The sequence below is a fragment of the Demequina soli genome (assembly GCF_000971195.1).
Taxonomy (GTDB): Bacteria; Actinomycetota; Actinomycetes; order Actinomycetales; family Demequinaceae; genus Demequina; species Demequina soli.
This window is the reverse complement of the sequence record NZ_BBLZ01000001.1, coordinates 420,353-446,809: the sequence shown is the minus strand read 5'-3', so window position 1 is coordinate 446,809 and position 26,457 is coordinate 420,353. Positions and strand designations below refer to the sequence as shown.

At 72.0% G+C, this 26,457-nt stretch carries 25 protein-coding genes; 17 read left to right on the top strand and 8 right to left on the bottom strand.

The features are described from left to right. Positions 1-52: 52 nt before the first annotated feature. Positions 53-685 (bottom strand): O-methyltransferase, encoded by a 633-nt coding sequence (locus tag AOM04_RS02100; protein ID WP_062461527.1) that lies wholly within the window; start codon positions 683-685, stop codon positions 53-55. 116 nt (positions 686-801) lie between these two features. On the opposite strand from AOM04_RS02100, the gene sigE reads away from it, so the two are divergent. From sigE to AOM04_RS02070, 6 genes are read left to right on the top strand one after another with little or no spacing between them, the layout of a single operon-like run. Beyond that, a complete protein-coding gene (gene sigE, locus AOM04_RS02095; RefSeq protein WP_062462331.1) occupies positions 802-1,389 on the top strand; it encodes an RNA polymerase sigma factor SigE in 588 nt (195 codons plus the stop codon). Then, positions 1,386-2,228: an anti-sigma factor family protein gene (locus AOM04_RS02090; RefSeq protein WP_062461523.1), complete on the top strand. Its 843-nt coding sequence runs from the start codon at positions 1,386-1,388 to the stop codon at positions 2,226-2,228. Before sigE ends, AOM04_RS02090 begins: the two co-directional genes overlap by 4 nt. 18 nt (positions 2,229-2,246) lie before the next feature. Further along, positions 2,247-3,719 carry a S1C family serine protease gene (locus AOM04_RS02085; RefSeq protein ID WP_062461520.1) on the top strand — a complete coding sequence of 491 codons (1,473 nt, stop codon included), beginning with the start codon at positions 2,247-2,249 and terminating at the stop codon, positions 3,717-3,719. A 4-nt stretch (positions 3,720-3,723) separates the two neighbouring features. Continuing rightward, on the top strand, positions 3,724-4,050 hold the full coding sequence (locus tag AOM04_RS02080; protein WP_062461517.1) for a twin-arginine translocase TatA/TatE family subunit: 327 nt from the start codon (positions 3,724-3,726) through the stop codon (positions 4,048-4,050). A gap of 56 nt (positions 4,051-4,106) precedes the next feature. Beyond that, complete coding sequence (trpS, locus tag AOM04_RS02075; RefSeq protein WP_062461514.1) at positions 4,107-5,114, top strand: tryptophan--tRNA ligase; 1,008 nt, start codon at positions 4,107-4,109, stop codon at positions 5,112-5,114. Between the two features lie 17 nt (positions 5,115-5,131). Next, entirely contained in the window at positions 5,132-6,151 is a 1,020-nt protein-coding gene (locus AOM04_RS02070; protein WP_062461511.1) for a YihY/virulence factor BrkB family protein, read from the top strand. Between the two features lie 136 nt (positions 6,152-6,287). Here AOM04_RS02070 and AOM04_RS02065 read toward each other — a convergent pair whose 3' ends face one another. The 4 genes from AOM04_RS02065 to sdhC are packed head-to-tail and all read right to left on the bottom strand — an operon-like array spanning position 6,288 to position 9,622. Further along, on the bottom strand, positions 6,288-7,052 hold the full coding sequence (locus AOM04_RS02065; RefSeq protein WP_062461508.1) for a succinate dehydrogenase iron-sulfur subunit: 765 nt from the start codon (positions 7,050-7,052) through the stop codon (positions 6,288-6,290). A 1-nt stretch (position 7,053) separates the two neighbouring features. After that, positions 7,054-8,823: a succinate dehydrogenase flavoprotein subunit gene (gene sdhA, locus AOM04_RS02060; protein ID WP_062461505.1), complete on the bottom strand. Its 1,770-nt coding sequence runs from the start codon at positions 8,821-8,823 to the stop codon at positions 7,054-7,056. Next, positions 8,820-9,287, bottom strand: coding sequence for a succinate dehydrogenase hydrophobic membrane anchor subunit (locus AOM04_RS02055; protein WP_062461501.1), 468 nt, complete (start codon positions 9,285-9,287; stop codon positions 8,820-8,822). The genes sdhA and AOM04_RS02055 overlap by 4 nt, the downstream gene beginning before the upstream one ends. Beyond that, positions 9,287-9,622, bottom strand: a complete 336-nt coding sequence (gene sdhC / locus AOM04_RS02050; RefSeq protein WP_062461498.1) for a succinate dehydrogenase, cytochrome b556 subunit — start codon at positions 9,620-9,622, stop codon at positions 9,287-9,289. The genes AOM04_RS02055 and sdhC overlap by 1 nt, the downstream gene beginning before the upstream one ends. Before the next feature lie 90 nt (positions 9,623-9,712). On the opposite strand from sdhC, the gene AOM04_RS02045 reads away from it, so the two are divergent. The 10 genes from AOM04_RS02045 to deoC all read left to right on the top strand — a co-directional run bounded on the left by AOM04_RS02045 (position 9,713) and on the right by deoC (position 20,813). Beyond that, the gene (locus tag AOM04_RS02045) at positions 9,713-10,810 is read left to right on the top strand and encodes a mannose-1-phosphate guanylyltransferase (RefSeq protein WP_062462328.1); all 1,098 of its coding nucleotides are present in this window, start codon (positions 9,713-9,715) and stop codon (positions 10,808-10,810) included. Between the two features lie 132 nt (positions 10,811-10,942). Beyond that, complete coding sequence (locus AOM04_RS02040; RefSeq protein ID WP_062461495.1) at positions 10,943-12,022, top strand: BMP family lipoprotein; 1,080 nt, start codon at positions 10,943-10,945, stop codon at positions 12,020-12,022. 107 nt (positions 12,023-12,129) lie between these two features. Further along, complete coding sequence (locus AOM04_RS02035; protein ID WP_062461493.1) at positions 12,130-13,644, top strand: ABC transporter ATP-binding protein; 1,515 nt, start codon at positions 12,130-12,132, stop codon at positions 13,642-13,644. Beyond that, entirely contained in the window at positions 13,641-14,867 is a 1,227-nt protein-coding gene (locus AOM04_RS02030) for an ABC transporter permease (RefSeq protein WP_062461490.1), read from the top strand. The genes AOM04_RS02035 and AOM04_RS02030 overlap by 4 nt, the downstream gene beginning before the upstream one ends. Continuing rightward, entirely contained in the window at positions 14,864-16,150 is a 1,287-nt protein-coding gene (locus AOM04_RS02025; protein WP_062461486.1) for an ABC transporter permease, read from the top strand. Before AOM04_RS02030 ends, AOM04_RS02025 begins: the two co-directional genes overlap by 4 nt. Before the next feature lie 4 nt (positions 16,151-16,154). Next, entirely contained in the window at positions 16,155-16,553 is a 399-nt protein-coding gene (locus tag AOM04_RS02020; RefSeq protein WP_062461483.1) for a cytidine deaminase, read from the top strand. Then, entirely contained in the window at positions 16,554-17,867 is a 1,314-nt protein-coding gene (locus AOM04_RS02015; protein WP_062461480.1) for a thymidine phosphorylase, read from the top strand. After that, a complete protein-coding gene (locus AOM04_RS02010) occupies positions 17,868-18,842 on the top strand; it encodes a hypothetical protein (protein WP_062461477.1) in 975 nt (324 codons plus the stop codon). 58 nt (positions 18,843-18,900) lie between these two features. Further along, the gene (locus tag AOM04_RS02005) at positions 18,901-19,971 is read left to right on the top strand and encodes an adenosine deaminase (protein WP_062461474.1); all 1,071 of its coding nucleotides are present in this window, start codon (positions 18,901-18,903) and stop codon (positions 19,969-19,971) included. A 170-nt stretch (positions 19,972-20,141) separates the two neighbouring features. After that, the gene (deoC, locus tag AOM04_RS02000; RefSeq protein ID WP_062461471.1) at positions 20,142-20,813 is read left to right on the top strand and encodes a deoxyribose-phosphate aldolase; all 672 of its coding nucleotides are present in this window, start codon (positions 20,142-20,144) and stop codon (positions 20,811-20,813) included. 317 nt (positions 20,814-21,130) lie between these two features. Here deoC and AOM04_RS01995 read toward each other — a convergent pair whose 3' ends face one another. After that, positions 21,131-22,837: a phospho-sugar mutase gene (locus AOM04_RS01995; protein WP_062461468.1), complete on the bottom strand. Its 1,707-nt coding sequence runs from the start codon at positions 22,835-22,837 to the stop codon at positions 21,131-21,133. Next, the gene (locus AOM04_RS01990) at positions 22,837-23,634 is read right to left on the bottom strand and encodes a purine-nucleoside phosphorylase (protein ID WP_062461465.1); all 798 of its coding nucleotides are present in this window, start codon (positions 23,632-23,634) and stop codon (positions 22,837-22,839) included. Before AOM04_RS01990 ends, AOM04_RS01995 begins: the two co-directional genes overlap by 1 nt. Positions 23,635-23,730: 96 nt before the next feature. Here AOM04_RS01990 and AOM04_RS01985 point away from each other — a divergent pair, with 96 nt between their 5' ends. Continuing rightward, on the top strand, positions 23,731-25,125 hold the full coding sequence (locus AOM04_RS01985) for an NAD(P)H-quinone dehydrogenase (RefSeq protein WP_062461463.1): 1,395 nt from the start codon (positions 23,731-23,733) through the stop codon (positions 25,123-25,125). On the opposite strand, the gene efeB is transcribed toward AOM04_RS01985, so the two are convergent. Continuing rightward, positions 25,122-26,432, bottom strand: coding sequence for an iron uptake transporter deferrochelatase/peroxidase subunit (gene efeB, locus AOM04_RS01980; RefSeq protein WP_062462325.1), 1,311 nt, complete (start codon positions 26,430-26,432; stop codon positions 25,122-25,124). The two genes, AOM04_RS01985 and efeB, sit on opposite strands and share 4 nt — an antisense overlap. Between the last annotated feature and the right edge of the window lie 25 nt (positions 26,433-26,457).

The window sequence follows — 26,457 nt, the reverse complement described above, 5'->3', positions numbered from 1 at the left end:
CGGCGGCCTCCGCGTACCCGCGCATCGTCCCGGGTGGGGACGATGCGCGGCGTCAGTCCTTGATCGCGGCCAGCAGGCCGTCGCCGGCGGCGAGCAGCGACACCGCGGCGAGCCGCTCGTCCTCGCGCACCGCCTTGAGGGTCTCGCGCACCGCGGTGGTGTCCTTGTCCCGCTGCGCCGGGTCGGGCACGCGGCCGTGCCACAGCGAGTTGTCGATGAGCAGCAGGCCGCCCGAGCGCAGCAGGCGCATCGCGTGCTCGAGGTAGGCCGGGTACTCCGACTTGCGGGCGTCGATGAGGACGATGTCGTAGCCGCCGTCCGTGAGGCGCGGCAGCACGTCGAGGGCGCGGCCCGTGATCATGCGCGCCCGCTCCGGGGCGAAGCCGCCGGCCGCGACGGTCCGCCGCGCGGCCCTGTGGTGCTCGGGCTCCATGTCGATGGTGGTGACCACGCCGTGGGGGGCCATGCCCCGCAGCAGGTACGTGAGGGACACCCCCGCGCCCGTGCCGATCTCCACCGCGGTGGCCGCGCGCATGGCGCGCGCGAGCACCTCGATGGTGCGCGCCGCGCCCGGCAGCACGGGCACGCAGCCCAGCTGGTCGGCCAGGTCCCGCGCCTCGAGGATCACCCGATCCTCCTCGACGAAGTCCTCGGCGAAAGCCCAGTTCGCTGCCTCGATGCTCATCACGCCTCCCTCATGGGGGCCAGCCTAGCGGGGGGTCCCAGCGAACTCTCAGGTGTGCGTGGGAACATGGAGGGGTCAGGACCCGTTGACACGACGTGATCGAGGAGGGCAGCACCATGACCGAGACCGCAGTCCCGGCCGCGGAGATCGCTCCTGCCGGTGCGCCAGAGCTGACGTGGGAGAGCATCGTCGAGAACCACTCGGCGCGCGTCTACCGCCTCGCCTACCACCTCACCGGCAACCAGCACGATGCCGAGGACCTGACGCAGGACGTCTTCGTCCGCGTCTTCAACTCGCTGTCGCAGTACAAGCCCGGCACCTTCGAGGGCTGGCTGCACCGCATCACCACGAACCTGTTCCTCGACCGCATGCGCCGCAAGAAGCGCATCCGCTTCGACTTCATGGCCGACGACGACGCGGCCGTCGCCACCGCGGACAGCTTCGACCGCCACGAGCGCTCGGGCCAGCCCGAGGACGCGTTCGACATGTCCAACCTGGGCGACGACATCATCGCGGCGCTCGCCGACCTGCCGCCGGAGTACCGCGCCGCCGTGGTGCTCAGCGACATCGAGGGCCTGTCCTACGAGGAGATCGCCGCGACGCTCGGCATCAAGATGGGCACGGTCCGCTCGCGCCTGTCACGCGCCCGCGCCCGGCTCCGCGAGTCGCTCGCGCACCGCGCGCCCGTGAGGAGCGGCGCGTGACCGATCGGCACCTCGGCGACCGGATCCACGATCTGCTCGACCATCGCCTCTCGCGTGAGGCGACCGCCGAGGCGATGGCGCATCTCGAGGGATGCGAGGGGTGCACGGTCCGCTGGGACGAGCTGCGCGCCGCGCGCGAGGCGCTCAACTCGTCCGAGGCCGGAATCGACATGACGTTCGCGCGCCTGCTGCTCGACCGCGAGCGGATGGAGCGGATCGCGCAGCAGGAGACGCGCCGTCACGCGCGCGCGGCCCGCGGCCGCGACCGTCGCCCGGTCCTCATCACGCTGTCCCTCACCCTCGTCCTCGTCGCCGTGATCGGCGCCGCCTACGTGGCGGGCGCACCCGACGACATCGACCCCGGGCTCGCGGCCTCCTCCGAGTCCGGGCTCCTCAGCGTCTCCCGGATGGACTCCAGCACGATGCGTGCCTGGGACCAGACGGGCGGCTGGATCCACCCGGATTGGCAGTCGAGTGGATTCGCCCCTGTCGAGGCCGCGGTGCGCGAGACATCGAACGGTGCTCGCGTGCTCGACTACACCCTGCTCTCCGACGCCGAGCCCGTGCTCGTGCACGAGCAGCAGGGACGGCTCGCGCGTGATCTGGCGGCAAGGCTGCCCGTGATCACCGTGGGCGATCTCGACGCGTACGTGGCCGCCACCGACCCGATCAGCCTCGTCTGGCAGGCGGGCGATGTCGTGGTCCTCGTCTCGTGCGACTGCTCGGTGCAGACGCTCGAGGACGTGGCGGCCGCATTCCCCCAGGACGGCGAGGCAGGCCCCGTCGACCAAGTCATGGCAGGGTTCGCCGTCTTCTCCGACGCGCTGACCGGCCACTAGCCCCAGGGAAGAGACCCGATGAACGACAACCCCTTCGCGCCGCCGCGTGACCCGTCAGGCTCCTCGTCCGAGCCGACTGCCAACGACACGGCGTCGACCGTCCGGGTGCACCAGAGCGAGCCCGACGCGCCGACCGAGACCATGCCGCCCGCCGACGCGCCCGCCACCAACGACACGATGGAGCTCCCGCCGGCGATCTCGCCCGCGGCGCCGGCCGCGCAGCCGGCCTCGGACACGCAGCCCGGTGCCTCGTTCGTGCCGCCCGCCGAGCCCCCGGCCGATGCGCCTCCCGCCTCCTCGTCCCCGCAGCCGGGTCGCCTGCGTCGCGGGACGATCGCCGCGATCGCGGTCGGCGCGCTGCTCGTCGGCGGCGTCGCCGGCTTCGGCGGCGCGTGGGCCTACGACCAGGTGAGCACCGACTCGGCGACGTCGTCGTCCGGCGGCGGCTCGACCACGTCGACGCTGCCCACCGAGAGCAGCTCCACCATCTCCCGCACCGACGAGAACACGGTCGCGGCGATCGCGTCCGCCGTCATGCCGTCGGTGGTGTCCATCGAGAACATCCAGAACGGCCAGGAGGCCGCCGAGGGCTCGGGCTTCATCATCCGCGAGGACGGCTACATCCTCACCAACAACCACGTGGTCGACGGCTCGGACAACGACACCGTCACCGTGGTGATGAGCGACGGCACCGAGTACCAGGGCAAGGTCGTCGGCGCCACCGCCGACTACGACCTCGCTGTCGTGAAGATCGACAAGACCGGCCTGACGCCGCTGGTGCTGGGCGACTCCGACAAGCTCGTCGTCGGCGACGACGTCATCGCGGTCGGCTCGCCCCTGGGCCTCGAGTCCACCGTCACCACCGGCATCGTGTCCGCGCTGCACCGCCCCGTCACCGCGGGCGACACCGGCTCGAGCGCCTACATCGACGCGATCCAGACCGACGCCGCGATCAACCCCGGCAACTCGGGCGGCCCGCTCATCAACTCGAAGGGCGAGGTGATCGGCATCAACTCGGCGATCGCCACGCTGGGCGGCTCGTCGTCGTCGCAGTCCGGCTCGGTGGGCCTCGGCTTCGCGATCACGTCGAACCAGGCGCGCCGCACCGCCGAGGAGCTCATCGCGACCGGCACCGCGACCTACCCCGTCATCGGCGTCCAGCTCGACAGCTCGTACACGGGCGAGGGCGTGCAGGTCGCGACCACGCCGAACGCGGTCGTCTCCGGCGGCCCGGCCGCCGAGGCCGGCATCAAGGCCGGCGACATCATCACCGCGATCGACGGACGCCCCATCACCCGCGCCGACGAGCTGATCGTGGCGATCCGGGCCAAGGCGCCGAACGACACGGTGACCCTCACCGTCAAGCGTGACAACAAGGAGCAGGACATCTCCGTCACGCTCGTGCCCAACACGGACGTCAACTTCGGCGACTCGGGTCAGCAGGACCAGAACGGCACTGGCGGCGGCATCCTTCCGCAGCCGTCACAATAGGCACATGTTCGATATCAACGGCGGGGAGTTCCTCATCCTCGTGCTCGTCGCGGTGATCGTGATCGGGCCCGAGAGGATGCCGGAGTACGCGAAGCAGCTTCGCTCCCTCGTCGTGCGCGGACGCGACATGCTCCAGGAGGGCAAGGCCGCGATCAAGAACGAGGTCGGTGACGAGGTCGACTGGAACCAGCTCGACCCCCGTCAGTACGACCCGCGCCGCATCGTCCGCGAGGCGCTCAACGAGCCGTCGCCGCCCACCAGGGCGGCGGCGGTTCGTCGCCTCACCGAGGCGCCCCCCGGCCAGGCGCCGTTCGACGCCGAGGCCACCTGACGCATCGTCCCCCGTCCGCGTCGGAAGCACCGGCCCGGCTTTGCAACAATGGGCCCATGACGCGCGTCTTCTCGGGCATGCAGCCCACCTCAGACTCTCTGCACCTCGGCAACTACCTGGGCGCGCTGGTCGAGTGGGTGAAGCTCCAGGACACCCACGACGCGATCTACTCGGTGGTCGACCTGCACGCCCTCACGCAGGCGCCCGACCCCGTGCTGCTGCGCGCGCGCACGCGCCGCACCGCCGCCCAGTACCTCGCCGCGGGCGTCGACCCCGACCGCTCGCTGTGCTTCGTGCAGTCGCACGTGCCGCAGCACGCCGAGCTCGCGTGGGTGCTCTCCACGTTCACGGGCATGGGCGAGGCGTCGCGCATGACGCAGTTCAAGGACAAGGCGCAGAAGACCGGCGAGTCGGGCGCGAACGTCGGCCTGTTCACGTACCCGATCCTCATGGCGGCGGACATCCTCCTGTACGACACCGACGTCGTGCCGGTGGGGGAGGACCAGCGCCAGCACCTCGAGCTGTCCCGCAACCTCGCCGAGCGCCTCAACGCGCGCCTGGGCGAGGGCACCGTGGTGGTGCCGGAGCCGCACATCGTCAAGGAGACGGCCAAGATCTACGACCTGCAGGACCCGACCAAGAAGATGTCGAAGTCCACGGGCAACCCCAAGGGCATCATCGAGATGCTCGACGACCCGAAGAAGGTCGCCAAGCATGTGAAGTCCGCGGTGACGGATCTCGACACCGTGATCCGCTTCGACCGCGAGGACAAGCCGGGCGTGTCGAACCTGCTCACCATCTACTCGGCGCTGTCGGGGCAGTCGGTCGAGACGCTCGTCGCGGACTACGAGGGCAAGATGTACGGCCACCTCAAGGTGGACCTCGCCGAGGTGGTGGTGAACTACCTCACGCCGTTCCACGACGCCGCGATGGAGTGGATCGACTCGCCCGACCGGCTCGACGCGGTCCTCGCGGACGGCGCGGCGAAGGCCTCGGCGATCGCCCAGTCGACGCTCGACCGGATCTACGACAGGCTGGGGCTGCTGCCCCGTCTGCACCGCTGACCCGCCCGAGGAGAACCATGACCACCGACGACGTCAAGGCGAAGGCCGTCGACGCGGTCGAGCGGGGCAAGGGCCTCAAGCTGTGGTGGGACGGGTCGTCGTGGGGCAGGGGCATCAAGCGCTTCTCCGTGCAGAACGGCGCCGTGCTGTCCGCCGGCATCGCGTACTTCACGCTCGCGTCGGTGGCGGCGGGGCTCGTCGTCGCGACCACGCTCGCGACCGTCTTCCTCGCCGGCAACGACGAGCTGCGCCAGTCGCTGGTCGACTACCTCGCGACCGCGGTCCCCGGCCTCATCGCGGAGAACGGGCAGAACGGGATCATCAAGCCCGACGACCTGGGCTCCGGCAGCGCCACCTCGGTCGCGGGCATCATCGGCGTGATCTCGTTCGTCATCCTCATCAACAGCGCCACCAAGTTCATCCGCGGGCTGCGCACCTCCACGCGCACCATGCTCGGCAACGAGGTCGCCTCGCCGGTGCTGGGCAAGGTGCGCGACGTGGGCGGGCTGTTCGCGCTGCTGCTCATCGCGCTCGTCGGCGTCACCATCCAGGTGGTCGCGTCGGGCGCGGCGCGCACCATCGCCGACGCGGTGGGCGTCACCGTGCCCGCGTGGGAGATCCGCCTCATCGGCTACCTCGCGGGCGTGGTCGCGGACATGCTCTACGTCGCGCTCGTGCTCATGCTGCTGGGCGGCGCGCGGATGTCATGGCGCGTCTTCTGGGTGATCCTGCTCGCGGCGCTCGCCATCGGCGTGCTGCGCCTGGCGGTCTCGCTCGTGGTGCAGGGGGCCGTCGACAGCCCGGTGCTCGCGCCGTTCGCGGCGATCATCACGCTGCTCGTCTTCGTCGACTACGTCAACCGGATCATCCTCATGTGCGCCGCATGGCTCGGGGCGCATCACCGCGAGCACCACGAGGGTCAGATCCACCCTGAGAGCGTCGAGCCGCCCACGCTGATCCTCGAGGGGCCGCGACGGGGCGCCACGCCGATCACCACCACGCGGGTCGCGGTGCGCAACCCCGAGGCCGACGACTGACCGCCCTCCCGCGCGGTCGCAACCGCCGTACAAGCGGCCGTTGGGACCGCATCGTGCCTGGTCCCGCTCGGTGGGCGTCGGCCCATACGGCGGTTGCGAACAGGTGCGCGGGCCGGTGGGGACGCGATCGGGAAGGCTAGATCTCGCCGGTCGTGAGCGCCCTCTTGACCTCGGAGATCGCCTTGGTGACCTCGATGCCGCGCGGGCACGCCTCGGTGCAGTTGAAGGCCGTGCGGCACTTCCACACGCCGGCCTTGTCGTTGAGGATCTCGAGGCGGTCCCACTGGCCCTCGTCGCGCGAGTCGAAGATGAAGCGGTGGGCGCCCACGATCGCCTGCGGGCCGAAGTACTGGCCGTCGGTCCAGAACACGGGGCACGACGTGGTGCACGCGGCGCACATGATGCACTTCGTGGTGTCGTCGAAGCGGTGGCGCTCCTCGGGGGACTGCAGGCGCTCGCGCTCGGGCGCGTTCCCGGTGGTCATGAGGAACGGCATGATCTCGCGGTAGGAGGCGAAGAACGGCTCCATGTCGACGATCAGGTCCTTCTCGACCGGCAGGCCCTTGATCGGCTCGATCTTGATGGGGCGGGCCGGGTTGAGGTCCTTGAGCAGCGTCTTGCACGCGAGGCGGTTGCGCGCGTTGATGCGCATCGCGTCCGAGCCGCACACGCCGTGCGCGCACGAGCGGCGGAACGCGAGCGAGCCGTCCTGGTCCCACTTGATCTTGTGCAGGGCGTCCAGCACGCGGTCGGTCGGCAGCGCCTCGACCACGAAGCTCTCCCAGTACTCCTCGCCGGGCTCGCGCTCGTGCGTGCCCTCGGGGTTCATGCGCAGGATCTGGATCTCGACGCGCATGGTGGCGACGGCATCCGCTGCCGGGGACTCGGCGGTGGCGGTCATGTCAGTACTTCCTCTCCATGGGCTGGTACTTGGTCACCACCACCGGCTTGGCGCCCAGTCGGACACCCTCGCCGGTCGCGTAGGCCATGGTGTGGTGCATGAAGTTGACGTCGTCGCGCGTGGGGAAGTCCTCGCGGTAGTGGCCGCCGCGGGACTCCTGGCGGGCCAGCGCGCCCGCCACCACGACCTCGGCGATCTCGAGCAGGAAGCCCAGCTCGATCGCCTCGAGCAGGTCCGTGTTGAAGCGCTTGCCGCGGTCGTGGATCGCGACCCGCGCGTAGCGCTCGCGCAGCTCCGCGATCACCTCGGTCGCCTCCTCGAGCGAGGCCGCGTCGCGGAACACCTGGACGTTGCGGTCCATGGTCTCCTGCAGCGCCTTGCGCACGTCGGCCACGCGCTCGCTGCCCGTGGTGCCGACGGTCGACAGCAGGCGGGAGACGATGCCCTCCACCCGGGCCGCCGCATCGTCCGGGAGGGCGGCGGCGTCGGCGGTCGCGTTCGCGTGGTCCGCGGCGGCGATGCCGGCGCGGCGGCCGAACACGTTGATGTCGAGCAGGGAGTTGGTGCCCAGGCGGTTGGCGCCGTGGACGGACACGCACGCGCACTCGCCAGCCGCGTAGAGGCCCTTGACGGTGTCGGTGTTGTTGCGCAGCACCTCGCCCTGGACGGTGGTGGGGATGCCTCCCATCGCGTAGTGCGCGGTCGGGTAGACGGGCACCGGCTCGGTGTACGGCTCGACGCCCAGGTAGGTGCGCGCGAACTCGGTGATGTCCGGCAGCTTCTCGTCGATGTGCGCCGGCTCGAGGTGCGTGAGGTCGAGCAGCACGTAGTCCTTGTGGGGGCCGGCGCCGCGTCCCTCGCGCACCTCGCTGGCCATCGCGCGAGCGACCATGTCGCGCGGCGCGAGGTCCTTGATGGTGGGGGCGTAGCGCTCCATGAAGCGCTCGCCCTCGCTGTTGCGCAGGATGCCGCCCTCGCCGCGCGCCGCCTCCGACAGGAGGATGCCCAGGCCCGCGAGGCCTGTCGGGTGGAACTGGAAGAACTCCATGTCCTCGAGCGGCAGGCCCGCGTTGAGCGCGATGCCCATGCCGTCGCCCGTGAGGGTGTGCGCGTTCGACGTGGTCTTGAAGACCTTGCCGGCGCCGCCGGTCGCGAAGATCACGGACTTGGCGCGGAACGTGTGGATCTCGCCGGTCGACAGCTCCAGCGCGACCACGCCCGCGACGGTGACGTCCTCGCCCTCGGGGGTCGCCTGCGGGTCCTTGTCGAGGATCAGGTCGAGCACGTAGTACTCGTTGAAGAACTCGACCTCCTGCTTGATGCACTGCTGGTACAGCGTCTGCAGGATCATGTGGCCCGTGCGGTCGGCCGAGTAGCAGGCGCGACGCACCGGCGCCTGGCCGTGCTCGCGCGTGTGGCCGCCGAAGCGGCGCTGGTCGACCTTGCCGTCGGGCGTGCGGTTGAACGGCAGGCCCATCTTCTCGAGGTCGAGCACCGCGTCGATGGCCTCGTTGCAGAGGATCTCGGCCGCGTCCTGGTCGACCAGGTAGTCGCCGCCCTTGACGGTGTCGAAGACGTGCCACTCGGCGTTGTCGTCCTCGACGTTGGCGAGCGCGGCGGCCATGCCGCCCTGCGCCGCGCCCGTGTGGGAGCGGGTGGGGTAGAGCTTGGTGAGCACCGCGGTGCGCGCGCGCTGGGAGCTCTCCAGGGCCGCGCGCATGCCGGCGCCGCCGGCGCCGACGATGACGACGTCGTACTCGTGGTGGGTCATGAAACGGCCTCGCAGAAGCTGGGGATGAGGGACGGGTCGGCGCCGGTGGGGCACGGGTCGAAGGTCCAGATGACGAGCGAGCCCAGCACGATGATGCCGATCACCGCGACGCCGAGGGCGCCGTGGAGCAGCTTCTTGAGCCACGGCCGGCGCGCGTAGTCGTTGATGAGCAGGCGCATGCCGTTGCCGCCGTGCAGGAGCGCGAGCGTGAGCATCGCGAAGTCCCACCACTGCCACAGCGGCTTGGCGAGCTTGCCCGCGACGAACGCGAAGTCGATCTGGCTCACGCCGTCGCCCGTCACCAGGTTGATGAAGAGGTGCGTGAGGATGAGGATCACGAGGATCGGGCCCGAGATGCGCATGAAGCGCCACGACCACTGCTCGGCGCCGGGACGCAGGCGGCCGGAGCGGACGCGCGGCTCCTTGATCTTGGGGCCGGGCACGAACTCGGAGGAGGCGGTCATCACGCACCCCCGAAGACGTTCATGAGGTGCCGCGGCAGGAAGCCGGCCATGAGGATCACGAAGATGATCCACACGGCCCAGACCAGCTGCTTCTGGTGGCGCAGCGCCCACGTGGAGTGGTCGACGGCCACGATGCGCAGGCCGTTGAAGGCGTGCAGCACGATCGCGGCGACGAGACCCGCCTCGACGAGGCCGTAGATCGGGGTCTTGTAGGACCCGATGATCTCGTTGTACGCCTCGGGCGACACGCGCACGAGCGACGTGTCGAGCACGTGGATCAACAGGAAGAAGAAGATGGCCACGCCGGTGACACGATGGACGACCCACATCCACATGCCTTCGTGGCCTCGGTACAACGTCGTCGGGGACACAGGACTCCTCATCAGCACTTCTCCGGGCTTGACGGTCATCCTAGTGTGGTCGCCATGACGGCTGAGAACACCCACCCCGCCCCCGCGTCCGACCCGGTCGAGGATCTGGTCACCGTGATCCCGGCCGGAGGCGTCGGCTCCCGCCTGTGGCCGCTGTCGCAGCCGCACCGTCCGAAGTTCCTGCTTGACCTGCTCGGCACCGGGGCGACGCTGATCCAGGACACCGTCGCGCGCGTGGCGCCGCTGAGCACGCGCGTCCTCGTCGTGACGGGGGAGCGCCACGCCGACGCGGTCGCCGCGCAGGTGGACGTGCCGCGCGAGAACCTCGTGACCGAGCCCAGCCCGCGCGACTCGATGGCCGCGATCGCGCTCGCCGCCGCGCTGATCGAGGAGCGCTGGGGATCCCAGGTGATGGCCTCCTTCGCTGCCGACCACCTCATCCCCGACGCCGCATCGTTCCGGGCCGTGGTGCGCGAGGCCGCGCGGGTGGCGCGGGACGACAAGGTGGTGGTCATCGGCATCGAGCCGACCGAGCCGTCGACCGCGTTCGGCTACATCGAGATGGGTGGGGCCCTGTCCGGCGACGCCCGCGAGGTCGCCGCGTTCACCGAGAAGCCCGACGCGGAGACCGCGGCCGCGATGCTCGCGCGCGGCGGCTACGCGTGGAACGCCGGCATGTTCGTCGTGCGCACCGACGTGCTGCTCGGCCACCTCGACCGGCTCCAGCCGACGCTCGCCGCGGGCGTGCGCGAGATCGCGGCGGCCTGGGACGGCCCCGCGCGCGCCGAGGTGCTGGCCCGCGTGTGGCCCACCCTCACGCGCATCGCCATCGACCACGCGATCGCCGAGCCCGTCGCCGCCGAGGGTGGCGTCGCGGTGGTGCCTGCCTCGTTCGAGTGGCACGACGTCGGCGACTTCGACTCGCTCGCCGAGCTGTCGGGCACGGGCGCCGACGCGGTCTCGATCGGCCGCACCGCGCCGGTGGGCGCGGTCGCGGCGCGCGGCCCGCTCGTGGTCGGCGGCACCAAGCCCGTCGTGGTCGTGGGGGTGGACGATGCGGTGGTGGTCGAGTCCGACGAGGCGATCCTGGTGACGGTGCGCGCCTCCGCGCAGCGGGTCAAGGACGCCGCGCACGCCCTCGAGGGCGCCTGACGCGCAATCGTTGCCGGATTGTTGCGTGGGCGAGGCCTGGACGGCGTTGTTCGTAACATTGCCTTCGTACGATGACCTCGTACGACCCACGTCCGGTGGCAGCCGGGCACAAGAGCTAAGGGATAACACCTGATGAAGAACACCATCCGTGTGGGTGCGGTCGCCGCCGTGTCGGCGCTCGCGCTGGCCGCGTGCGCCTCGGCGCCCGAGGAGACCACCTCGTCCGACACCGCCACCGCGGCTGCGGCCCCCTCCGTCGACTACAAGGCCTGCATGGTCTCCGACTCGGGCGGCTTCGACGACAAGTCGTTCAACCAGTCGGGCTACGAGGGCCTCACGCGTGCCGGCGACGAGCTCGGCGTGACCATCGCGTCGGCCGAGTCCTCCTCCGAGGCGGACTTCGCGCCGAACATCGACGCGCAGGTCGCGGCGGGCTGCGACCTCATCATCACGGTCGGCTTCCTCCTGTCGCAGGCGACGGTCGACGCGGCCATCGCCAACCCGGACGTCTCGTTCGCGATCATCGACGACCTCGCCGACAACAACTACGACGGCAAGACCGACGCCCCGAACATCAAGCCCATCACGTTCGAGACCGACGAGGCCTCGTTCCTCGCGGGCTACGCGGCCGCGGGCGCCACCAAGACCGGCACCCTGTCGACCTTCGGCGGCATGAACATCCCGTCCGTCACGATCTTCATGAACGGCTTCCTCGCCGGCGCCGACTACTACAACGCCCAGAAGGGCGGCGACGTCAAGGTGCTCGGCTGGGACGGCAAGGACGGCCAGTTCACCGGCGACTTCGAGGACCAGTCGAAGGGTCAGAACGTCACCGAGGAGTTCCTCTCGCAGGGCGCCGACGTGGTGCTGCCCGTCGCGGGCCCGGTCGGCCTCGGCGCCGCCGCGGCCGTGCAGTCGGCCGGCGACGCCTGGCTCATCGGCGTCGACTCCGACTGGACGAAGACCACCGACTACGGCGACATCGTGCTCACCTCGGTCCTGAAGAACATCTCGAACTCGGTGTTCGACACCATCAAGACCACCATCGACTCCGGCTTCTCGGCCGAGCCCTACGTGGGCACGCTCGAGAACGAGGGCGTGGGCCTGGCCGACTTCGCCGCGGGCGCCGTCCCGGACGACGTCGTGGCGGACCTCGACACCATCAAGGCCGGCATCATCGACGGCTCGATCTCGGTCGACGTCACCAAGTAAGGCAGCCGCTCCGGGGGGCGCGTCGCGGGTCGATCCCGTGGCGCGCCCCTCGCTGTCTGCGCTAGTAGGCTCGGTGTGGTCCGGGCAAAGACGTGGGAGGACCCCCTGTGAAACTCGAGCTCCGCGGTATCACCAAGCGCTTCGGAGACTTCACCGCGAACGACCGGATCGACCTGCTGGTCGAGCCCGGCACGGTGCACGCCCTGCTCGGCGAGAACGGTGCCGGCAAGTCGACGCTCATGAACGTGCTGTTCGGGCTGTACGACGCCGACGAGGGCGAGGTGCTGCTCGACGACGCGCCCGTGGTCTTCACGGGCCCCGGCGACGCGATGGCGGCGGGCATCGGCATGGTGCACCAGCACTTCATGCTCGTCCACCCGTTCACGGTCGCCGAGAACGTCATGCTCGGGCACGAGGACGTGCGCGGGCCCGCGAAGCTGCTCGACCTCGCCGCGGCGCGCCGGAAGGTCCGCGAGATCTCGGACCGCTTCAACTTCAACGTCGACCCCGACGCGGTGATCGAGGACCTGCCCGTCGGCGCGCAGCAGCGCGTCGAGATCATCAAGGCACTCTCCCGCGACGCGTCGATCCTCATCCTCGACGAGCCCACCGCCGTGCTCACGCCGCAGGAGACCGACGAGCTGCTCGGGATCGTCAAGGACCTGCGCGACGCGGGTACGTCCGTGGTCCTCATCACCCACAAGCTGCGCGAGGTCAAGGCCGTCGCGGACACCATCACCGTGATCCGTCGCGGCAAGGTCGTCGGCACCGCGGAGCCGAGCGCCTCGCAGGAGGAGCTCGCGTCGCTCATGGTCGGCCGCGCCGTCACGATGCGCGTGGACAAGGCCCCCGCGACGCCCGGCGAGACCATGCTCCAGGTCGATGGGCTCACCGTCGTCGACGACGCCCAGGTGGTCCAGCTCGACGGCGTCTCGTTCGACGTCAAGGCGGGGGAGATCCTCGCGATCGCGGGCGTCCAGGGCAACGGCCAGACCGAGCTCACCGAGGCGCTGCTCGGCGTGGTCGGCACGGATGCGGGCACCGCGACGCTCGACGGCGAGCTCATCACCGGCCGCTCGATCAAGGACGTGCTCTTCAGCGGCATCGGTTTCGTGCCCGAGGACCGCACCGAGGACGGCATCGTCGCGACGATGACGATCGCGAACAACCTCATGCTCGACACGCACGACAAGGCGCCGTACGCGAAGGGATTCGCGCTGCAGCCCAAGGCGATCGCCGACGAGGCCCGCAAGCACGTCGAGCAGTTCGACGTCCGCGCGACGTCCATCGAGCAGACGGCCGGGTCCTTGTCGGGCGGCAACCAGCAGAAGGTGGTGCTCGCGCGCGAGCTGTCGCGCCCCCTCAAGCTGCTCATCGCCTCGAACCCGACGCGGGGCCTCGACGTGGGCTCCATCGAGTTCGTGCACAAGCGCATCGTCGCCGAGCGCGACGCGGGCGCCGCGGTCATCATCGTGAGCGCCGAGCTCGACGAGGTGGTCGCGCTCGCGGACCGCATCGCCGTCATGTACCACGGGCGCATCGTCGGCATCGTGCCGCCCGACACCGACCGCGACACGCTCGGCCTCATGATGGCCGGCGCGCACCAGGAGGAGGCGGCGTGAGCGCCGAGGGTCAGACCACCGAGGCGACGCCCGACGAGGAGGCGCCCCGGGAGAGCCGCTCGCGGCAGGTGCTGAGGGAGATCGCCGAGAGCTCGAGCATGGTCGTGCTCATGGCGATCGTGGCGTCGATGGTCATCGGCGGCGTCCTCATCATCTTCGCGGACCAGGCGGTCCGCGAGTCCGCCGCCTACTTCTTCTCGCGCCCCGGGGACACGTTCTCCGCGATCGGCGACGCGCTCGGCTCGGCCTACTCGGCCATGTTCAACGGCGCGGTGCTCAACACGCAGGCGGAGTCGTTCGCGGCCATGATCAAGCCGCTCACGCAGACCCTGACCATGGCGACGCCCCTGATCTTCGCGGGCCTGGGCCTCGGCATCGGCTTCCGCGCCGGCCTGTTCAACATCGGTGCGCAGGGGCAGGTCCTCATCGGCGCGACCGTCGGCGCGTACGTCGGCTTCGCGTGGAGCCTGCCGGCCGGCCTGCACCTCCTGCTCGCGGTCATCGGCTGCGCGCTCGGCGGCGCGCTGTGGGGCTTCATCCCCGGCGTCCTCAAGGCCCGCACCGGCGCGCACGAGGTGATCGTCACGATCATGCTCAACTACATCGGCCTCTACCTGGTCGCGTGGCTGCTGTCGCTCGACGCGTTCCAGCGCGAGGGCAGCGACAACCCGATCTCGCCGATGGTCGCCGACACGGCTCAGTACCCGAAGATCCTGGGCGCGCAGTTCAACCTGCACCTGGGCTTCCTGCTCGCCCTCGCGTGCGCGTGGGGAGCGTGGTGGCTGATGGAGCGCTCGACGCTCGGCTTCCGCCTGCGCGCCGTGGGCGCCAACCCGAGCGCGGCACGCACGGCCGGCATGAGCATCGCGAGCGCCACCATCATCACGATGGTGATCGCCGGTGGCCTCGCGGGCCTCGCCGGCTCCGCCCCGGTGCTCGGGACGCAGAAGTTCCTGTCGGCCTCGACGGCCGGCTCGCTCGGCTTCGACGCGATCACGGTGGCGCTGCTCGGCCGCTCCCGGCCGCTCGGCATCGTCCTCGCGGCGATCCTGTTCGGCGGGCTCCAGGCCTCCGGCCCGACCCTCCAGGTCAACGCGAACCTGCCCGTCGACATCGTCGTGGTCATCCAGGCGCTCATCGTGCTGTTCATCGCGGCGCCCCCGCTCGTGCGGGCGATGTTCCGCCTGCCCGCCCCCGCCCACGAGAAGGAGGTGGCGGCATGACCGCGACCGTCGCCGACGCCGCCCCCGCGGCCTCCACCGCGCCCGTCGCCGCCAAGACCTGGCGCTCGACAATCGCCCTCGCGGTGATCGCGGTCCTGTCCCTCGTCATCTTCGGGCTGGGCACCGGGTCCGGGTCGACCACCACCTTCGTGGTGGCCCGCGGCACCGACTTCGTCCACCTGCCCGACTTCACGGTGCCCTCGCGCGTCGCCGCGATCGTGCTGTCGCTCGTGGGCCTGGCCCTCGCCGGCTGGACCGGCTACCGCGCGAACCAGCGCCGCAAGGTGGGCCTGTGGCTGCCGATCGTCTACGGCATGGCCATCATGGGCGCGCTGCTCACGTGGGCCGGCGCGGGCCGCGACGCCACGAGCATCCAGCTCACCGGCCTGCTCACCTCGTCGCTGTTCCTCGCGGTGCCGCTGGTCTTCGGCGCCCTCGCGGGCACGCTGTGCGAGCGCTCCGGCATCGTCAACATCGCCATCGAGGGGCAGCTGCTGGCCGGCGCGTTCCTCGCCGCGCTCGTCGGGTCGATCGCGGGCAACGCGTACGTGGGCCTCATCGCGGCCCCGATCGCGGGCGCGCTCGTGGGACTCGTGCTCGCGATCTTCGCCACCAAGTACTGGGTCAACCAGATCGTCGTCGGCGTGGTGCTCAACATGCTGATCGTCGGCCTCACGAGCTTCTTCTTCTCCACGGTGATGACGGAGAACGGGGACCTCAACCAGCCGCTCGGCATGGCGAAGCTGCCCATCCCGCTGCTGTCGAAGATCCCGGTGCTCGGCCCCGTGCTGTTCAACCAGAACCTGCTCGTCTACCTCCTCTACGTGGCGGTCGCCGTCATGCAGGTGATGCTCTTCAGGTCCCGGTGGGGCCTGCGCGTGCGCGCGGTGGGCGAGCACCCCAAGGCCGCCGACACCGTGGGCATCAACGTCAACCGCACGCGCGTGCGCAACACCGTCCTCGGCGGCGCGATCGCCGGCCTCGGCGGCGCGTTCTTCACCGTCGCGTCCGGCCTCGCGTTCGGCAAGGAGATGACGGCGGGCAAGGGCTACATCGCGCTCGCCGCGATGATCCTCGGCCGCTGGAGCCCGCGCGGCGCCCTCGCCGCCGCGCTGCTTTTCGGCTTCGCCGACGCGCTGCGCGCCCAGCTCGGCGCGATCGGCTCGCCGATCCCGTCGCAGTTCCTCGCGATGACCCCGTACCTCGCGACTATCTTCGCCGTCGCCGGCCTCGTCGGGCACTCGCGCCCGCCGGCCGCCGAGGGCGTCCCGTACAAGAAGTAGGACCATGACCGACGTCGACTGGGAGCTCCTGCGCTCCAGGGCGCGCGAGGCGAGCATCCGTGCCTACGTGCCGTACTCGAAGTACAAGGTCGGCGCCGCGGCGCTCACCGACACCGGCGAGATCGTCACCGGCGCCAACGTCGAGAACGCCAGCTACGGCCTGACGCTGTGCGCCGAGTGCGCGCTCGTGTCGAAGCTCCACACCGACGCGCTCGGCTCGCGCCTCGTCGCGTTCGCGTGCGTCGACGCGGCGGGGGCCCCGCTCCAGCCGTGCGGGCGCTGCCGCCAGCTGCTCTACGAGTTCGGCGGCCCCGGCCTGCTCATCGACGGGCCGTCCGGGACGCTGACGCTCGACGACCTTCTTCCCTGGGCCTTCGGCCCCCAGCACCTCGAGGAGGGCTGAATGGCCGAGCGCCACGACGCCGTCGACGTCATCCGCGTCAAGCGGGACGGCGGCACCCTGACCGACGACCAGATCGACTGGGTGGTCGACGCGTACACGCGCGGCGCGGTCGCGGACGAGCAGATGAGCTCGCTCGCGATGGCGATCCTCCAGCGCGGCATGACGCGCGCGGAGATCGCGCGCTGGACCGCGGCGATGATCGCGACGGGGGAGCGGCTCGACTTCTCGTCGCTGTCGCGCCCCACCGCCGACAAGCACTCCACCGGCGGCGTCGGCGACAAGATCACGCTCCCGCTCGCGCCGCTCGTCGCGGCGTGCGGCGTCGCGGTCCCGCAGCTGTCCGGGCGCGGCCTCGGCCACACGGGAGGCACGCTCGACAAGCTCGAGTCCATCCCCGGCTGGCGCGCGGACATGTCCAACGAGACGATGCTGCGCCAGCTCGAGGACGTCGGCGCCGTCATCTGCGCCGCCGGTTCCGGCCTCGCGCCCGCCGACAAGAAGCTCTACGCCCTGCGCGACGTCACCGGGACGGTCGAGGCCATCCCGCTCATCGCATCGTCCATCATGAGCAAGAAGATCGCGGAGGGCACGGGCGTGCTCGTGCTCGACGTCAAGGTCGGCAGCGGCGCGTTCATGAAGGACATCGAGCAGGCGCGCGAGCTCGCGCGGACCATGGTCGACCTGGGCACGGACGCGGGCGTGGTGACGTCGGCGCTGCTCACCGACATGTCCACCCCGCTGGGACGCGGCATCGGCAACGGGCTCGAGGTCACGGAGTCGCTCGAGGTGCTCGCCGGCGGCGGCCCCGCGGACGTGGTCGAGCTCACGCTCGCGCTCGCCCGCGAGATGCTCGCCGGTGCGGGGGTCCGGGATGTCGATCCCGCGGACGCGCTCCGGGACGGCCGCGCGATGGACGCGTGGCGCCGCATGATCGCGGCGCAGGGCGGCGACGTCGACGCGGTCATGCCCGACGCGCCCCACGTCGAGGAGGTCCGAGCGGACCGCGACGGCGTCATCACCCGCATGGACGCGCTCGGCGTGGGCGTCGCGGCGTGGCGCCTGGGCGCCGGCCGCGCGCGCCAGGGCGCCGCGGTCGAGGTCTCGTCCGGCGTGTACCTGCACAAGGTCGTGGGCGACGACGTCAAGGCCGGCGACGTCATCATGACGCTCCACACCGAGACCGAGGACCGCATGCCCCGCGGCATCGCGGCGCTCGCCGAGGCCTGCGACGGCGCCGGCACGCTCGACATCACCCCCGGCGGCTCCGTGTCGAGGGAGATCATCCTCGACTCGGTCGGCGCGCACACCCGCTAGATGGGCTGGTCGCTCACCTCCGCGGCGGCGCGCGTGGGCGCGCTCGTCGGCATGTCCGAGCGCCGCCCGCCCGAGGAGCCGGCGTCCGACGACAGCCTGTTCGAGCGCGCCTTCCAGCGTGCGGTCGACCGCGCCGCCGGGGCCGACGCGAAGGCGCTCGACGTCGCGCGCCACCAGATGGGAGACGATGCGCCGGTCCTGTACCGCGCGGTGGCCTCCGGGGCGCCGCTGTCTGCCGTCGCGGCCCTCGCCGCCGCGTGGGACGGCCTCGGCGACGCGGTGCGCGACGCAGTGGCCCACGCGTCCGGCACGGCCGCCGGGCCGCTCGAGTGGGCGGGGGTGCGCGCCCGCCAGGTCGACCAGACCACGTGCGGCGCCGCGACCATGGGCGTGATGCTCATGGTCGGCGACCCGTTCGTGGCGCTGTGGGTCGCGACCGGTCGCTCGCTCGCTGGCTACGACACCCCCGAGGCGATGCACGCCGAGGCCGAGGGCTACGAGACGCTCACGGTCGAGGAGCGCTGGCATGCGCTCCAGCGGATCATCCACGCGCAGACCACGTCCTCCGCGCTGGGCCCCGTCGCGTGGCCGCGCTCGCTCGGCACCCCGCCGTGGAAGGTCGACGACTCGACCCGGTTCGCGGGTCTGCGGTTCCGCGGCTCGCTGGTGGACGACTCGTCGCCCGCGGCTCTCGCGCCCCTGCTCGCGCACGCGCGGCGGGCGCTGGCCGACGGCATCCCCGTGCCGATGTTCACGTCGGGCGACTCGTCGCTCGGGCTCGACTCCGTGATCCCGCGCCACGTGGTGCTGCTCGTCGCGGACACGGGCGACGGCTTCCTCGTGTACGAGCCCGGCACCGGCACGGTCCTGCCTCTCGCGGACGTCGATCTCCGGCCCGACGCGGGCCGGCTGCCGGCCCTCGGGAACTGGTCGCGCGCGTCGTGGCTGGTCCTGCCGGTGCCCCGGCGTGCCTGACGCATCCGGGAGGGGCCGTGGCGCGCCGAACCGGCAGGGGCGCGATTAGCCTGGGCTCATGACCCTCACCACGGACGAGATCCTCGCGCTGCCCAAGGTCCTGCTCCACGATCACCTCGACGGGGGGCTGCGCCCGGCGACGCTGATCGAGCTCGCCGCCGAGATCGGCCACGAGCTGCCGTCGACCGACCCCGACGAGCTCGCGCGGCTCTTCGCCACGAACGCGGCCTCGGGCGACCTGGTCCGCTACCTCGAGGCCTTCGCCCACACCATCGCGGTGATGCAGACGGCGGACAATCTCCGCCGGGTCGCTCGCGAGGCCGTGCTCGACCTCGCGGCCGACGGCGTCATCTACGTCGAGCTGCGCTACGCGCCGGAGCAGCACCTCGCGGGTGGGCTGAGCCTGCAGGAGGTCGTCGAGGCGGTGCAGGACGGCATCGAGGAGGGCGTCGCCGAGGCGCTCGAGGCGGGCTACGCGATCCGCGCCGCCGCGATCCTCGACGCGATGCGCCACCTCGACCGCTCGGTCGAGATCGCGGAGCTCGCGCTGGCCAACCGCGGCCGCTGCTGCGTGGGCTTCGACATCGCCGGGCCCGAGCTGGGCTTCCCCGCCTCGGACCATCGCGAGGCGTTCCAGCTGCTCCGCGAGCACCACATGCCCGTGACCATCCACGCGGGCGAGGCGGACGGCGCCGCGTCGGTGGGCGAGGCGCTCGGACTGGGCTCCGCGCGCCGGATCGGTCACGGCGTGCGCATCCACGAGGACATCGACGGCTTCGGCGGCGAGGAGCTGGTGCTCGGCCTCATCGCGCAGCACGCGCTCGACCTGCAGATCCCGCTCGAGTGCTGCCCCACCTCCAACGTGCAGACGGGCGTCGCGCCGTCCATCGCGGGCCACCCCATGCACGAGCTGCGCAACCTCGGCTTCGCGGTCACCGTCAACACCGACAACCGCCTGGTCTCCGGCGTGTCGATGACGTCCGAGATGGCCGCGCTCGTCGAGGCCGGCTGGACCAAGGAGGACCTGTTCGAGGCCACCCTCGCCGCGGCGTGGGGCGCGTTCCTGCCGTACGACGAGAAGGCGGACCTCGCGGAGCTGGTCATCGAGGGCTACGGCCTCGAGCTGTAGCGGCCCGCGCCCGTCGCGCGTCGCACGTCCCGTCGCGCATTCTGCGAGGTGCTCAGTGCCCGGATCCGCCCGGAACGGGCACTGAGCACCTGCGGGCACGCATGCGCAGGTGGGCGTGAGGCGCGCCGTCCGGACGGGTGGCACGCTCGCGTCCGGCCTAGGCTGGGTCCATGACACTCACCCGCGCCGAGCTGGCCCGCTACGTCGACCACACCCTCCTCAAGCCCGAGTCCACGCCCGCGGACGTCGCGGCGCTCATCGAGGAGGGCGCCGCGCTGGGCGTGTTCTCGGTGTGCGTGTCCCCGTCGATGCTGCCCGTGTCGACCCCCGAGGGCCTCGCCGTCGCCACGGTGTGCGGCTTCCCGTCGGGCAAGCACCACTCGGCGGTCAAGGCGGCCGAGGCCGCGCTGTCGATCGAGCAGGGCGCCGACGAGGTCGACATGGTGATCGACGTCGCCGCCGCGCTCGGGGGCGACTTCGACGCCGTGCAGGCCGACATCGCGGCGGTCCGCGCCGCGGTCCCCGCTCCGAGGGTCCTCAAGGTGATCATCGAGTCGGCGGCGCTCACCGACGAGGCGATCGTGGGGGCGTGCCGCGCGGCCGAGGCCGCGGGCGCCGACTTCGTGAAGACCTCGACGGGCTTCCACCCGGCCGGCGGCGCCTCCGTGCACGCCGTCACGCTGATGGCGCAGACCGTGGGCGGACGCCTCGGCGTCAAGGCCTCCGGAGGCATCCGCACGTGGGACGCCGCGGTCGCGATGATCGAGGCCGGCGCGACCAGGCTGGGCCTGTCCGGCACCGCCGCGGTGCTCGACGGCTCGGAGGCCACCGGCACCTACTGAGCCGGTTCCTTGGGCCCGGTGCGGTGGATCCGTGCTCTGGCATCGGATGCTGCGATTCGCGAGGCAGGTGGGCGCCGATGGCATCGGATCCTGCGAGCCGGCCCCACCCGGCGGCCGTGGAGGGTGCCCGTGAGGGGTGCGCCGCTCGGCACGCGAGCGGCGCACCGACACGGGTGGCGAGGAGCCGTCCCTGGCGCTCCACCCGACTCGTGCGGCCGGCGATCGGTAGCCGGCCGCACGGTCCGATGCCGTCATCCGATCCGAGCAGGCAGGATCAGATGATCCGAAGCCATTGAGTCGGTGCACGTGGCGTGCGGCTAGATCCCCAGCGCCGCCGTCACGTCGGCGCGCAGCGCCTCCATGGTCTCCACGGCTGAGGCCCGGGCCGCCGCGACGTCGCCGTCGGCGACCGGCACGATCACCTCGAGGTAGGCCTTCACCTTCGGCTCGGTTCCGGACGGCCGCACGATCACGCGCGCGCCCGACTCCGCCGCGAGGTGGAGGCCCGTGGTGCCGGGAAGGCCGCGGAAGCCCAGCGACATGTCGTCGGTCGCGACCACGGGGGAGCCCGCGAGCGTCGCGGGCGGCGACGCCATGAGCCGCGCCATGGTCTCCGGGATGAGCGCGAGATCCGCGTACCGGGCCGACACCTGCGACGTGAGGTAGACGCCGTAGGCCCGCGCGAGGTCGTCGATCGCGTCCGCGAGCGTCCGCCCGGCGGACTTGAGCTCGGCCACGAAGTCCGCCATGAGCAGCGCGGCCGAGACTCCGTCCTTGTCGCGCACCAGCTCGGGCGCGACGCAGTAGCCCAGCGCCTCCTCGTAGCCGAACGCCATGCGCGGCGTCCGACCGATCCACTTGAAACCCGTCAGCGTGTTCTGGTGCCCCAGCCCGTGCGCGGACGCGATCGCCGCGAGCTGCTGCGACGACACGATCGAGTTCGCCAGCACGTGCGAGCCCGCCGGGGTGCGCGAGGCGACCCGCTCGCCCAGGAGGGATCCCACGACGTCTCCGTGCAGCATCGTCCACGCGCCGTCGATGACGGTCGCGACCGCGCAGCGATCGGCGTCGGGGTCGTTCGCGATGACGATGTCGGCGCCCACGGACTCCGCGAGGGCCAGCGCGAGGTCGATCGCGCCCTTCTCCTCGGGGTTGGGGAAGTCGACGGTGGGGAAGTCCGGGTCGGGCTCGGCCTGCTCGGCGACCGTATGCACGTCCGTGAACCCTGCGGTGCGCAGCACCCGCTCGACGGTCTCGCCTCCCACGCCGTGCAGCGGCGTGAGGACGATGCGCGTGGCGGCGCGGCGCGCGGCCACCGGCTCGACCGGGCCGCCGAGAGCGGCCACCTGGGTGACGTAGTCGTCGAGCACGCCCTCGCCGAGCACGCGCCAGCCCTCGTCGGCGCGGGGCACGGACTCGACGGACGGCACGGCGGCGATGCGTGCGGCGATCTCCGCGTCGTACGGCGGCACGATCTGTGCGCCCTGACCCTCGTCGGTCACGACGCGTCCGCCCAGGTAGACCTTGTAGCCGTTGTCCTGCGGCGGGTTGTGCGAGGCGGTCACCATGACGCCGGCGTCGGCGTCGAGCAGCCGCGTCGCGAACGCGAGCACGGGCGTGGGGAGCGTGCGCGGCAGCACGAGCGCCTCGTGCCCGGCGGCCGTCATGACCGCCGCGGTGTCGAGCGCGAAAGCGTGGCTGCCGTGGCGCGCGTCGTAGCCGATCGCGACCCGCCCGGGTCCCTCCACGCCGAGGCCGGCGAGCGCGTCGGTGAGGTAGCGCGCGAGGCCAGCCGCGGCGCGGATGACCACCGCGCGGTTCATGCGGTTGGGCCCGGCGCCGATGCGCCCGCGCAGGCCCGCGGTGCCGAACTCGAGGAAGCCGCGGAAGCGGTCCTCGAGATCCTCGACCGCGGACGCGGAGCCCCCGACCGCGGCCTCGAGCACGGCGGCGAGCTCCTCGCGGGTGGCGTCGTCCGGGTCGTCCTCGATCCAGGCCTCCGCGCGGGCCAGCAGCTCCTGCATCACATCTCCCTGACGATCGCCGCGAGCAGCGCGGAGATGCGGGGGCCGGCGGCGGCGCCGGCGTCGAGCACCTCCTGGTGGTTGAGGGTGTCGCCGCCGATCCCGGCCGCGAGGTTGGTGACGAGCGACAGCCCGAGGATCTCCATGCCGGCCTCGCGGGCCGCGATGGCCTCGAGCACCGTCGACATGCCGACGAGGTTGGCGCCCAGGATCGCGGCCATCCGCACCTCGGCGGGGGTCTCGTACTGGGGGCCGGTGAACTGCGCGTAGACGCCGTCCGGGAGCTCGCCGTCGATCGACCGCGCGATGTCGCGCAGTCGGGGCGAGTACACCTGGCTCATGTCGACGAACGTGGCGCCCTCGAGCGGCGTCTGCCCCGTGAGGTTGATGTGGTCCTCGAGGAGGACCACCGAGCCGGGGCCGACCTCGGGCCGGGTCGAGCCGCAGCCGTTGGTGAGCACCACCTGGGTGCAGCCCGCGGCGGCGGCCATGCGGATCGCGTGCGCGACCTTGCCGGCGTCGCGCACCTGGTAGTAGTGCTGGCGGGCGCCGAGCACGAGCACGCGCTTGCCCGTGGGCGTGACGAGCGAGCGGAACACGGGGTGGTGGCCGGGCACCACGTGGGCGTCGAAGCCCGGGATGTCGGCCGCGTCGACTCGCGCGGCCTCCTCGCCGATGAGCTCGGCGGCGCCGCCCCATCCGGAGCCCAGGACGAGGGCGATGTCGTGGTGGTCGACGCCGGTCGCGGCGCCCAGGGTGGCCGCGGCCTCCGCGGCGAGCTCGGTGGCTGTGGTCATGGGTCGAGCCTAGTCGCGCCGTCGGCCCCGGGCAGGGCGGGACCGGGGACGATGCGGGTGTCCGGATGGCGGGACGCCGTGCGGTTGAATGGGGGCATGTCCCCTCGCGTCGTCATCATCGGCGGCGGTCCGGGCGGCTATGAGGCGGCCCTGGTGGCCGTCAAGGCCGGGGCGGAGGTGACGCTCGTCGAGCGTCACGGCCTCGGCGGCAATGCCGTCCTCACCGACGTCGTCCCCTCGAAGACCGTCATCGCCACCGCCGAGTGGCTCACCATCGCGTACCGCGCGCCCGAGCTCGGCATCCGCCGGCCCGACGGCGCGGACCTCGCCTCGTCGCTCACCGTCGACATGGCGCAGGTGAACGCACGCGTCAAGGCGCTGGTGCGCAAGCAGTCGGAGGACATCGCCGACCGCGTGGAGGGCAACGGCATCCGCGTGATCGCGGGCGAGGCCCGCCTCGACGGCCCCGGCAGCGTGGTGGTCGGCGACGAGCGCCTCGAGGCGGACGCGGTGCTGCTGGCCGTGGGAGCCCGCCCGCGCATCGTCCCCGGGTGCGAGCCCGACGGCGAGCGCGTGCTCACGTGGACCCAGCTGTACGACCTCACGGAGCTTCCCGAGCACCTGATCGTGGTCGGCTCGGGCGTCACCGGCGCCGAGTTCGCCGGCGCGTACAACCTGCTCGGCTCCCGCGTCACGCTCGTCGCCTCGGGCGACCGCGTGCTGTCGCGCGAGGACCCGGACGCGTCGGCGCAGCTGACCCGCGTGTTCCTCGACCGCGGCATGACCCTCGTGGGTGGCCGTGCCGCCGCCGTCGAGAACACCGGCTACGGCGTCAGCGTCACGCTGGAGGACGGCCGCGTGCTCGAGGGCAGCCACTGCCTCATGGCGGTCGGCTCGGTGCCCAACACCGAGGGCATCGGGCTCGAGGAGTCCGGCGTCGAGCTCGACGCCCGCGGCCTCATCGCGGTCGACAAGGTCAGCCGCACCACCGCGCGCGGCGTGTACGCGGCGGGCGACTGCACCGGCGTGCTGCCCCTCGCCTCGGTCGCGGCGACGCAGGGCCGCATCGCGATGGCCCACGCGCTCGGCGACGCCGTCACGCCCATCGACCTCAACCTGGTCGCCTCGAACGTGTTCACGGTGCCCGAGATCGCGTCCGTCGGGCTCAGCGAGGCCGAGCTGCGCGACCGCGGCCTGTTCTACGAGGTGTCACGGCTCGACCTCGCGCGCAACCCGCGCGCCAAGATGCTGGGCATCGACGAGGGCTTCGTGAAGATCTTCGGGCACACCGTCACCGGCCAGGTGTTCGGCGCCGTCGTGGTGGGCCCGCGGGCGGGGGAGCACATCTACCCGCTGTCGCTCGCCGTCGCGCATCACCTGACGGTCGACGACGTCGCCAGCGCCTTCACGGTCTACCCGTCGCTCACGGGCACCGTGTCCGAGGCGGCACGCCGGCTGCACGGCATGCGCGAGCGGCGCACCGCCTCCTAGCCGAACAGCTCCTGACCCACGTACGCGCCCTCGGATCCCAGCATGGAGCCGGGGGCGAGGCCGCGCGGCACCGCGAACAGCGCGGAGCCGGTGGTGCGCAGGTAGTCGACCGTCATGACGTCCGACTTCGACAGCGCGTCCTGGATGGGCACGAACTGCTCGCGCGGGTCGCGGACGTACGCGAGGAAGAACAGCCCCGCGTCGAGGCGGCCGAGGTCGTCTGCGCCGTCGGTGAAGTTGTAGCCGCGGCGCAGCATGCGCGCGCCGCCGTGCGCGGACGGGTGGGCGAGCGCGACGTGGCTGTCGGCCGGGATGAGCGGGCTGCCGTCGCGGCCCGCGACGGCGAAGTCGGGCTCGGTGAACTCCGTGCCGCCCGACAGGGGAGCGCCGGAGCCCTTGGTGCGGCCCACGCTCGCCTCCTGCTCCTGGAGCGAGCTGCGATCCCAGATCTCCGCGAGGATGCGGATGCGGCGCGCCACCAGGTACGAGCCGCCGGCCATCCATTCCTGGCCGTCGGCCCGCTCGGCCCACACCCACCGGTCGACGAGGTCGGTGTCCTCGGCGCGCACGTTGGCGGTGCCGTCCTTGAAGCCCATGAAGTTGCGGGGCGTGTCCTGCGCACGCGTGGTGGAGGACGTGCGGCCGAACCCGAGCTGTGCCCAGCGGATCGCGGCGTCGCCGAACGCGAGGCGGGACAGGTTGCGGATCGCGTGGACCGCGACCTGGGGGTCGTCGGCGCACGCCTGGATGCACAGGTCGCCGCCGGTGAACCGGTCGTCGAGCATGTCGCCCGAGAAGTGGGGCAGGTCGATGAGCTGGTCGGGGCGGCGCGACGCGAGCCCGAACCGGTCGTCGAACAGGCCCGGCCCGAACCCGAAGGTGATGGTGAGGCCCGACGCGGGCAGGCCGAGCGCCTCGCCCGTGTCGTCCGGCGGCGCGGCATAGGCCCCTCCCGCGGCGCCCGCGCCGAGCTCCGAGCCCGTCATGAGCCGCGCGGCGGCCTCGGACCACCGGCGCAGCAGCGAGACCACGCGCGCCTTCGAGTCGGTGGTGATGTCGAAGGCCGCGAAGTGGAGGCGGTCCTGCTGCGGGGTGACGATGCCGCTCTGGTGGGCGCCGAAGAAGTCGTACGCGTGCTGCTGGAGCGGGGAGGCCGTGGCGCGGCCCGCGGCGAAGCCGCCGCCGGCGAGCGCGAGGCCGCCCGCGACCGCGCCCGCCGTGCCGATGATCGCTCGCCGGGAGAGGCGCGACCCGGCCGCCGCATCGTCCACCGGGGCGGTGGGGGACGCGGGAGCGCCCCCGCCCACCTCCTGGGAGGTGACGGGGGCGTCC

Bases quoted from the DNA above. Each gene is read 5' to 3' on its own strand.
- AOM04_RS02100 (WP_062461527.1), bottom strand. From the start codon at position 685: ATGAGCATCGAGGCAGCGAACTGGGCTTTCGCCGAGGACTTCGTCGAG.
- sigE (WP_062462331.1), top strand. From the start codon at position 802: ATGACCGAGACCGCAGTCCCGGCCGCGGAGATCGCTCCTGCCGGTGCG.
- AOM04_RS02085 (WP_062461520.1), top strand. From the start codon at position 2,247: ATGAACGACAACCCCTTCGCGCCGCCGCGTGACCCGTCAGGCTCCTCG.
- AOM04_RS02080 (WP_062461517.1), top strand. From the start codon at position 3,724: ATGTTCGATATCAACGGCGGGGAGTTCCTCATCCTCGTGCTCGTCGCG.
- trpS (WP_062461514.1), top strand. From the start codon at position 4,107: ATGACGCGCGTCTTCTCGGGCATGCAGCCCACCTCAGACTCTCTGCAC.
- AOM04_RS02070 (WP_062461511.1), top strand. From the start codon at position 5,132: ATGACCACCGACGACGTCAAGGCGAAGGCCGTCGACGCGGTCGAGCGG.
- AOM04_RS02065 (WP_062461508.1), bottom strand. From the start codon at position 7,052: ATGACCGCCACCGCCGAGTCCCCGGCAGCGGATGCCGTCGCCACCATG.
- sdhA (WP_062461505.1), bottom strand. From the start codon at position 8,823: ATGACCCACCACGAGTACGACGTCGTCATCGTCGGCGCCGGCGGCGCC.
- AOM04_RS02055 (WP_062461501.1), bottom strand. From the start codon at position 9,287: ATGACCGCCTCCTCCGAGTTCGTGCCCGGCCCCAAGATCAAGGAGCCG.
- sdhC (WP_062461498.1), bottom strand. From the start codon at position 9,622: ATGTGGATGTGGGTCGTCCATCGTGTCACCGGCGTGGCCATCTTCTTC.
- AOM04_RS02045 (WP_062462328.1), top strand. From the start codon at position 9,713: ATGACGGCTGAGAACACCCACCCCGCCCCCGCGTCCGACCCGGTCGAG.
- AOM04_RS02040 (WP_062461495.1), top strand. From the start codon at position 10,943: ATGAAGAACACCATCCGTGTGGGTGCGGTCGCCGCCGTGTCGGCGCTC.
- AOM04_RS02025 (WP_062461486.1), top strand. From the start codon at position 14,864: ATGACCGCGACCGTCGCCGACGCCGCCCCCGCGGCCTCCACCGCGCCC.
- AOM04_RS02020 (WP_062461483.1), top strand. From the start codon at position 16,155: ATGACCGACGTCGACTGGGAGCTCCTGCGCTCCAGGGCGCGCGAGGCG.
- AOM04_RS02015 (WP_062461480.1), top strand. From the start codon at position 16,554: ATGGCCGAGCGCCACGACGCCGTCGACGTCATCCGCGTCAAGCGGGAC.
- AOM04_RS02010 (WP_062461477.1), top strand. From the start codon at position 17,868: ATGGGCTGGTCGCTCACCTCCGCGGCGGCGCGCGTGGGCGCGCTCGTC.
- AOM04_RS02005 (WP_062461474.1), top strand. From the start codon at position 18,901: ATGACCCTCACCACGGACGAGATCCTCGCGCTGCCCAAGGTCCTGCTC.
- deoC (WP_062461471.1), top strand. From the start codon at position 20,142: ATGACACTCACCCGCGCCGAGCTGGCCCGCTACGTCGACCACACCCTC.
- AOM04_RS01995 (WP_062461468.1), bottom strand. From the start codon at position 22,837: ATGCAGGAGCTGCTGGCCCGCGCGGAGGCCTGGATCGAGGACGACCCG.
- AOM04_RS01990 (WP_062461465.1), bottom strand. From the start codon at position 23,634: ATGACCACAGCCACCGAGCTCGCCGCGGAGGCCGCGGCCACCCTGGGC.
- AOM04_RS01985 (WP_062461463.1), top strand. From the start codon at position 23,731: ATGTCCCCTCGCGTCGTCATCATCGGCGGCGGTCCGGGCGGCTATGAG.